The organism is uncultured Campylobacter sp., from assembly GCF_937890585.1.
Taxonomy (GTDB): Bacteria; Campylobacterota; Campylobacteria; order Campylobacterales; family Campylobacteraceae; genus Campylobacter_A.
This window is the reverse complement of the sequence record NZ_CALACG010000338.1, coordinates 1-8,110: the sequence shown is the minus strand read 5'-3', so window position 1 is coordinate 8,110 and position 8,110 is coordinate 1. Positions and strand designations below refer to the sequence as shown.

7 protein-coding genes are annotated in these 8,110 nt (G+C 39.3%); 5 read left to right on the top strand and 2 right to left on the bottom strand.

What is annotated here, in order from left to right:
• The 4 genes from Q0296_RS10215 to Q0296_RS10200 all read left to right on the top strand — a co-directional run.
• On the top strand, positions 1-1,691 hold a 1,691-nt coding region (locus Q0296_RS10215; protein WP_298040258.1), incomplete at its 5' end, for a fructose-specific PTS transporter subunit EIIC.
• Between the two features lie 72 nt (positions 1,692-1,763).
• The gene (locus Q0296_RS10210) at positions 1,764-2,243 is read left to right on the top strand and encodes a pyridoxamine 5'-phosphate oxidase family protein (RefSeq protein WP_298040256.1); all 480 of its coding nucleotides are present in this window, start codon (positions 1,764-1,766) and stop codon (positions 2,241-2,243) included.
• Between the two features lie 73 nt (positions 2,244-2,316).
• Entirely contained in the window at positions 2,317-3,438 is a 1,122-nt protein-coding gene (locus Q0296_RS10205) for a macro domain-containing protein (protein WP_298040253.1), read from the top strand.
• 85 nt (positions 3,439-3,523) lie between these two features.
• A complete protein-coding gene (locus Q0296_RS10200) occupies positions 3,524-3,820 on the top strand; it encodes a hypothetical protein (protein WP_298040240.1) in 297 nt (98 codons plus the stop codon).
• 257 nt (positions 3,821-4,077) lie between these two features.
• Here the strand turns inward: Q0296_RS10200 and flgG are convergent, their stop codons facing one another.
• Together flgG and Q0296_RS10190 are read right to left on the bottom strand one after the other, a co-directional pair.
• Entirely contained in the window at positions 4,078-4,866 is a 789-nt protein-coding gene (gene flgG / locus Q0296_RS10195; RefSeq protein WP_002942100.1) for a flagellar basal-body rod protein FlgG, read from the bottom strand.
• Positions 4,867-4,881: 15 nt separating this feature from the next.
• The gene (locus Q0296_RS10190) at positions 4,882-5,691 is read right to left on the bottom strand and encodes a flagellar hook-basal body protein (protein ID WP_298040237.1); all 810 of its coding nucleotides are present in this window, start codon (positions 5,689-5,691) and stop codon (positions 4,882-4,884) included.
• Between the two features lie 149 nt (positions 5,692-5,840).
• On the opposite strand from Q0296_RS10190, the gene rpoD reads away from it, so the two are divergent.
• A complete protein-coding gene (gene rpoD, locus Q0296_RS10185; protein WP_298040235.1) occupies positions 5,841-7,694 on the top strand; it encodes an RNA polymerase sigma factor RpoD in 1,854 nt (617 codons plus the stop codon).
• Positions 7,695-8,110 lie beyond the last annotated feature (416 nt).

Genomic DNA, 8,110 nt, shown 5'->3' with positions numbered 1-8,110 from the left:
GCGGCGTAGAGTGGGAGAGTTTTGATGCTCAGCCGGCTAAGCATATCTTTATGATCTGTGCACCTGCAAATGGAGCTGATGAGCATTTAAAGGCACTTGCAACACTGTCAACAGCTTTGATGAATCCTGATGTTAAAGGAAAGCTTGACAATGCTGCAACAAAGGAAGAAGTAAAGACAATTTTTGAAGACTTTGTAAAGTCAACCGAAGAGGTAAAAGAAGAGCCTAAGGAAGAAAGAGGCAGTGAAGGCAAGAAGTACATTATTGCTGTTACAGCCTGTCCTACAGGTATTGCGCATACATTTATGGCAGCAGAAAAGATAAAGGAAGCTGCCAAGGAAATGGGACTTGATGTAAAAGTCGAAACTAATGGACAGATAGGTGTTGAGAATAAACTGACAAAAGAGGATATTGACAGAGCTGTAGGTATTATCGTTGCAGCAGATAAGAAAGTGGAAATTGCAAGATTTGACGGACATCCTACTTTATTTACTAAGGTTGCTGACGGAATAAATAAGCCTAAGGAATTAATTCAAACTGTTTTGGACGGAAATGCAGCTATATATCATCATAGTGGTGAAAAGAGCAGCAGTGAAAGCACAGAGGGTGAGAGTGTAGGAAGAAAGATTTACAAGTATTTGATGGAAGGTGTCAGCAATATGCTGCCATTTGTAGTAGCCGGAGGAATACTTATCGCTCTTTCATTCTTCTGGGGAATCAATGCTTTCAATCCTGAGGATCCAAGCTATAATAAGTTTGCAGAACTTTTGTTCGTTTTAGGTAAGCTTTCATTTAGTATGATGCTTCCTATCCTGGCAGGTTTCATAGGAAGAAGTATTGCTGACAGACCAGGATTTATAGTAGGTATGGTAGGTGGAATCTTAGCAAATCCAAGTATACTTGGATTGCAGAGTGCAGAATGGCTAAGCTATACACCTTCAGGATTTTTGGGAGCCTTAGTAGCCGGATTTTTGGCCGGAGGTATAATATTTGCACTAAGATATGCATTTTCTTGGATTCCACGATCACTTGATGGAATAAAGCCTATATTCCTGTTTCCGGTACTTGGATCATTTATAATGGGTGTGCTGATGCTCTTTGTAATAAATGCACCAATGGCATTTATTATGACATCATTTAGGAACTTTATTGAAAGTATGAGTGGTGGTGAAAAGATTGTCTTAGGCTTTGTGGTAGGTTCAATGATGGCCATAGATATGGGTGGCCCTATAAATAAGGCTGCATATGTTACGGCAACAGCGCTTGTTACAACATCAGGAACTTCAGGCAGTGATGTGATGGCTGCAAGTATGGTAGGAGGAATGATACCGCCGCTTGCTATTGCACTTTCAGCTACGATTTATAAGAATCTTTGGCCTGAAACACAAAGAGGAAGTGCTCTTGTAAATTATGTAATGGGATTTGCATTTATAACAGAGGGAGCAATACCTTTTGCGGCAAGTAATCCTATAAGAGTAATACCGCCATTGTTCTTATCAAGTGGTGTGGCAGGTGCACTCAGCATGATTTTTGACTGCAGATCAAAGGCTCCACATGGTGGAATGTTTGCGGTTTTGGTAGGTGCTGTGACAAATCCTGTAATGTATTTGCTGGCATTAGTAATAGGAACTGTAATGGGTGCATTCCTGTTGATATTGTCACTGAATCTTGGAAAAAAGAAAGAAAACTAGAAATTACAGGCCTATGGGTTTTACCATAGGCCTGTTTATGAGTTAGAATATTTAAAATTTAATGGAGATAAGATGGAATTTAGAGCAATGAGAAGATTTAAACAGCTGCTGTCAAAAGAGGAGTGCGTTGAAATACTAAGGAGTGCACCAAGAGGAGTTATAGCTATGAATGGTGAGAACGGATATTCTTATGCTGTTACGATAAATCAATATTTTGATGAAACTGACGGTAGAATATATTTTCATGGTGCACTGCAAGGGCTTAAGGTAGATCTTTTGGGAAAGGATAACAAGGTATGTTTTACAACTACAGATGAGGGTCATATAGAAGAGGGAGACTGGGCAAATACATTCAAAAGTGTTGTATGTCTGGGGTATGTAGAAGAAATGAGAGACAAGGAAAAGATATATGAGCAGCTGAGGAGACTTGCTAAAAGATTTTATCCAAGTCCGGAATCCATTGAAAAGGAAATTGAAAGCGCAGGCAGCAGAGTGAAAATGTATGTAATGAGTATTGACCATATGACCGGTAAACTGGTGCATGAAAAGTAAAAAGGCTTTATATATGTGGAATAAGCGGATAGATTAGTATATAATTGGGATATAAATAAATGGAGGTAGTATAGTGCCTTTTAAGATTATAAGAAATGATATTACTAATGTAAAAGCGGATGCCATTGTAAATACAGTAAATCCTTACAGTTTTATAGGACGTGGAGTTGAGACTGCCATATATAATGCGGCAGGAAGCAAAGAGCTTTTAGAGGAGCGAAGAAAGCTTGGAAATTTATATCCGGGGGATGTCGGTATTACACCTGCATTCAATCTTGATGCCAAATACATTATTCATGTAAGCGGTCCTGTTTGGAAGGACGGAAGAAGTAACGAACTTACTATACTTAGGCAGTGCTATGACAAAGCGTTGCATATGGCAGTTGAAAATAATTGCAAATCTATTGCATTTCCTTTGCTTGCAACAGGTACATACAGATTTCCGGAAGAAATCGGTGTAGTTATAGCTGTAGAAGCCTTCACGGAATTTTTAAAAGAGTATGAAATAGAAATATTTCTTGTGGTTTTCGGAAGTGATGCGGTACGGGTTTCCGGTATTCTGGTGGATAAAGTTATAGAGTTTATAGATGATGACTATGTAGCGGCGGCCAATGCTACAGAGCATCTGCCGGTAGATGAAGATTACGACACATATGAAGATGATTATCACAATGAAGATGATGAGGAATATTTTGGTTACAAAGAGCCTCCATATCAGGATTGGAATGCAAGAGAAACAGAAGTAAGCGAACTTCAACAGGAGTATATACCTTCACCTTTAAACATACCGAATTTCTTGAGAAAGAGGAAGCCTGAGAATATTTCCGAATCACTGGAGGATGCATTAAAGAAGATATATACTGAATCTTTTGAAAAACATTTACAGCAACTTATAAACAAGAAGGGATTGAAAAACTCCGAGGTTTACGCAACTTCAAATATATCAAAGCAGTATTTTTCAAAGCTTCTAAAGGGAAAGGTAAAGCCTTCAAAAGAGAAAGTACTGGCACTTGCAGTCGGACTTAGATTGAATATTGATGAGACTGTGGACTTTTTAAGAATTGCAGGATATGCACTTTCACCTATTTCACAGACCGACAAGGTGGTGGAATACTTTATCAGGAATGAAGATTACAATGTAATAAAAATAGATATTGTGCTCTTTGACTTTGGATTGGAACCGCTTTCAAGTTAAATGTAAAAGGTCGCCTTAGGGTTGACCTTTTTTCTTTTGATTGATGTATCATAAGACTACAAAACAAATTTGAAGGAGAAATCTTATGAAAAAGACATTAACAGAAATAGTTTATATTTTGGACAGAAGTGGATCGATGAGCGGATTGGAAGCAGATACTATAGGTGGATTCAATTCAATGATTAAAAAGCAAAAGGATACAGAAGAGAGTGCATATATTTCAACAGTGCTATTTGATGATAGAAGCAAGGTGATTCATGACAGAGTACCTATTGAGAAAGTTGATGAAATAACATCTAAAGAATATTTTGGTAGAGCTTGTGACTTGGGCTTACAAGGCGGTTGCGACTTATACAAAAGCTTAAATGAACAAGGATTTTAACCAACCTTATATCAGTTTGTTTATATTATTTCAAATGCAAGTCACCCAATTCAATAAAAATTTAGCCAAAAAGTACTTTGGCAAGTCCTGCGAGCTAGGCAACGACGAAGACTGCCAAATTTACAATGCTCTATAAATTTAATGCACCTGCCCTTTTGGACCCTTGCTCTTTGGGGTCTTATGTGAAAAGTAAAAAACATCAAGCGTAAAAGCAACGAGTATAAGTCCAACAATAGCCAAAGTCGCGTCCATATTACCTACCTTTTAAGTCCATTTACTATCTCTAACATCGAATCACTCGTAGTTATCGCCTTTGAGTTTGCCTCGTATGCGCGCTGACCAGTGATAAGATCAGTCATCTCTTCAACAAGTTGCACGTTACTCATCTCGACAAAGCCTTGTCTAATGGTGCCAAGTCCGTCAAGGCCTGCTACACCTACCACCACGTCGCCACTAGCGCTTGTTTGAAGGTAGTTGTTATCTCCCATCGAGTGAAGACCGGCTGGGTTTATGAAATTTGCTAGCTCGATCTGACCTATCTGAGCCATGTCGGTTTCGCCAGCTTGAAGCACTGAGACGGTACCGTCTGTGCCTATTGAAATTTGCGTCGCATTTGCAGGGACAGTGATCTGAGGGATGAGCTGGTAGCCGTCGCTATTTACGATCGTGCCGTTTGCATCAAGCTTAAATGCGCCGTTTCTAGTATAAGCCGTCGTGCCATCAGGGAGTTGAATTTGAAAAAAGCCGTTGCCAGCTATGACCATATCTAGGTTGTTGCTAGTCTCTTTAAAATAGCCCTGAGAGAAAATTTTATTTATCGCTGTTGGGCGCACGCCAAGGCCTACTTCGATGCCTGTCGGGCTTGTGGTAGTCTGGCTTGTCGCCGTGCCTGCGTACTCCATGACTTGATACATAAGATCGGCAAATTCAGCTCTATTTTTCTTATATCCATAGGTATTTACGTTTGCGATGTTGTGTGAGGTTACGTCTATCTGCGTCTGCTCGGCGATCATGCCAGTGGCCGCAGTGTAAAGTGATCTCATCATAGTTTTATCCTTTTATTAAGCTTTTAGGGCTAGTTTTTGAACAGCATCTTGGTTAAGGTCAGTCATGTGGCTTGTCATAACCTTTTGATACATATCAACTAAGCGCTGGGTTTCTATAAGACCCACCATTTCTAAGACTGGATTTACATTTGACATTTGAGCGTAGCCTTGCATCACGCTGTCAGCCTCGTCAAGCTCGGTTATGTCGTTAAAATTTCTCGTTTCAAAGAGGTTGTCGCCAACCTTTTTAAGGTCTCTTATCTCTCTTGGCTGAGCGATGTAAAATTTAGAAAATTGATTGTTATTTGAGTATAAATTTCCATTTTTATCAACGGTTAGCACCTCGCCTTGTGGCACTTGGATGCCTCTTTGACCTGGATTTTGCGCTTCATAGCCACTTGGTAGTACCCTATAACCCTCTTTTGTGACGATGTAGCCATCCGCGTCAAGGCTAAAAGAGCCATTTTTGCTTAGTTTTACGCCATTTGGAGTATCGACTAAGAAAAAGGCATCGTCTCTTTTTATCGCAAAGTCAAGCGTGTTTGAGCTGTATTTAAAGCCACCAGCACTAAAATCGGTGTATTCTTCGCTCACTTGTGGCACACGATCAAGCGTTCTATTTAGAAATTTAGCTCCGTCTTTTGTATGATTTTTAAGCGGAAGCTCATCTTGCGTCTCTTTAAAAATTCTCGCAAAGTCGCCGATGACTACGTCGTTTCGTTTGTAGCCGATCGTATTTACATTTGCAAGGTTGTTTGAGATGACATTTAGTCTGTTAAACTGCGTTACCATGCCAGCAGTGGCTTGATAATAACCATTTTGCATAAATTTTCCTAATCAAAATTTGATTTTTATAGCTACTAAGCAATCATCGTTCCAACTTTCTTTTTATACACTTTTAAAAAATTTTGGGTATAATCCACTTTCTTTTAACCAACACTTAAATCACAATGATACGATTTGAAAGGAAATTTATGAGCGCCGCAAAAGACTCTTTTTCTCAGATAGAAGAGCTTTTTGTTGAAAATGCAAAAGGCTTTTTGACATACGAAAAATTAGTAAAATTATTAGACAAAGCTCCGACGGCTACGGTAGTAAAAAAGATAGAACAACTAGCAAAAACAAACAAAGTTCAGCTCATCACATCTGCTGAAGCTGCAAAGCTTAGAAATTTAGCTGACGCCAAAAAACGTCAAGAAAATGCTCAAAAAAGTGATCAAGATATCGACGAGGACCTCGATCTTTCAAGTGAGAGCGACCTTTTAGAGTGGTCAAGATCAGATAGTCCAGTAAGGATGTATCTAAGAGAGATGGGTCAGATCGCACTTCTTACAAAAGAAGAGGAGGTGGAGATCAGCAAGAGGATTGAGCTTGGCGAAGATATCATCATCGACGCATTTTGTTCGGTGCCGTTTTTGATCGATTTCATACTTGATTACAAAGAGCCGCTCATCAATAGAGAACGCCGTGTAAAAGAGCTTTTTAAAAGCTTTGAAGATGAGAGCGAAAATGAAAACGAAGATGGCGAAGAGGATATAGATGAAGAGGACGAGGAGAACGAAGAGAACGAAGCTCCTAAAAAATCAGCCAAAAACGACAAGCGCGCAGAAAAAGTTATAGAGAGCTTTAAAGCCCTTGAAAAGGCTAAAAAAGAGTGGCTAAAGACCGCGAACAAGCAAGATAAAGTAGAAAGCGACGACACAGCTTCAAAGATGACGCTTGCGTTTAAAAAGAAAATTTTAAAAGAGAAGCTGATGGACCTTGGCCCAACAAGTAAGCTAATTAGCGAGATCGTAAAATCAATGGAGACAGCACTAAAAAGCGACGATGAATTTGACAGAGAGCTAAAACGCTTGGAGTATCGCTTACCGATGTTTAGTGACGAGCTTAAGAAAAATCACAAAAGCATATTAAAAGATATCATCAAGCTTAGCAAAGAAGAGATCGCAGCTCGCGTGCCAGAGGCTACGATGGTCTCAACATACGTCGAGATCAAAAAACTTTTTACGACAAAAGAGGCGAGCAAACAAGGCTTTGACCTTGAGCCAGCAAGACTAAAAGAAATTTTAGAGCAGATCAAACGTGGAAAGAAAATTTCAGACGAAGCAAAAGCTAGAATGGCCAAGTCAAACCTCCGTCTAGTCGTAAGTATCGCGAAACGCTATACAAACAGGGGCTTGCCGTTTTTAGATCTCATCCAAGAGGGCAACATCGGCCTTATGAAGGCGGTTGATAAATTTGAATATAGAAAAGGCTATAAATTTTCAACCTACGCCACATGGTGGATCCGCCAGGCTATCTCGCGTGCGATCGCCGATCAGGCAAGGACGATTAGGATACCTATCCACATGATAGAGACGATCAATCGTATCAACAAAATCAACCGAAAATACCTCCAAGAAGAGGGAAAAGAGCCTGACGTAAGCGTCATCGCAAAAGAGGTCGGACTAAGCGTTGATAAGGTAAAACAGGTGATAAAGATCACAAAAGAGCCTATCAGCCTTGAAGCTCCGATCGCAAACGAAGAGGACGGTAAATTTGGAGATTTTGTTGAAGACAAAACTTCTCTATCACCGATAGATCAAATTTTAAAAAGTGACCTTAGAGAGCAGATCGACGATGTGCTCTCGCAGCTAAATGAGCGCGAAAAGGCGGTTATTTCCATGAGATTTGGCTTGCTTGAAGATGAGAGCGACCGCACACTTGAAGAGATCGGCAAGGCACTAAACGTCACTCGTGAGCGTGTCCGCCAGATAGAAAGCTCAGCCATCAAAAAACTAAAACATCCAAAAGTTGGTAGAAAACTCAAAAACTACATCGAGGGCTAACAAGCCCTGCCCTTTTGGGCATCTGCGCCTAAACTCTTTAAATTGATAAATTTATATCCTAATCTATAATCATGTTATTTTTACACTCAAAGCGTCAAAAAATTTAGTAAGAAATTTAATGCTTTTGTATAGCGTTTTGCCCTACTTTGGTGTATATACTCTTGCCTAGACAGCTTTTCTTTTGGTAAATTACTAGCGTCTATACCCTTTAAAGGACTTTCTCTTTGAAAAATTTATAGCATATATACTCAAAAATTGTTTTAAACATTACATATAGCTCTCATCTTAAAGTATAATTAATCTAACCTTCGTTTTGAGGGTACACTTGCTACAAAAATAGATAAAAAAAGGTACATAAGCTATAAAAATAGATAAAAAAAGGTACACTTGCTACAAATTTTCAAATGAGAAATATC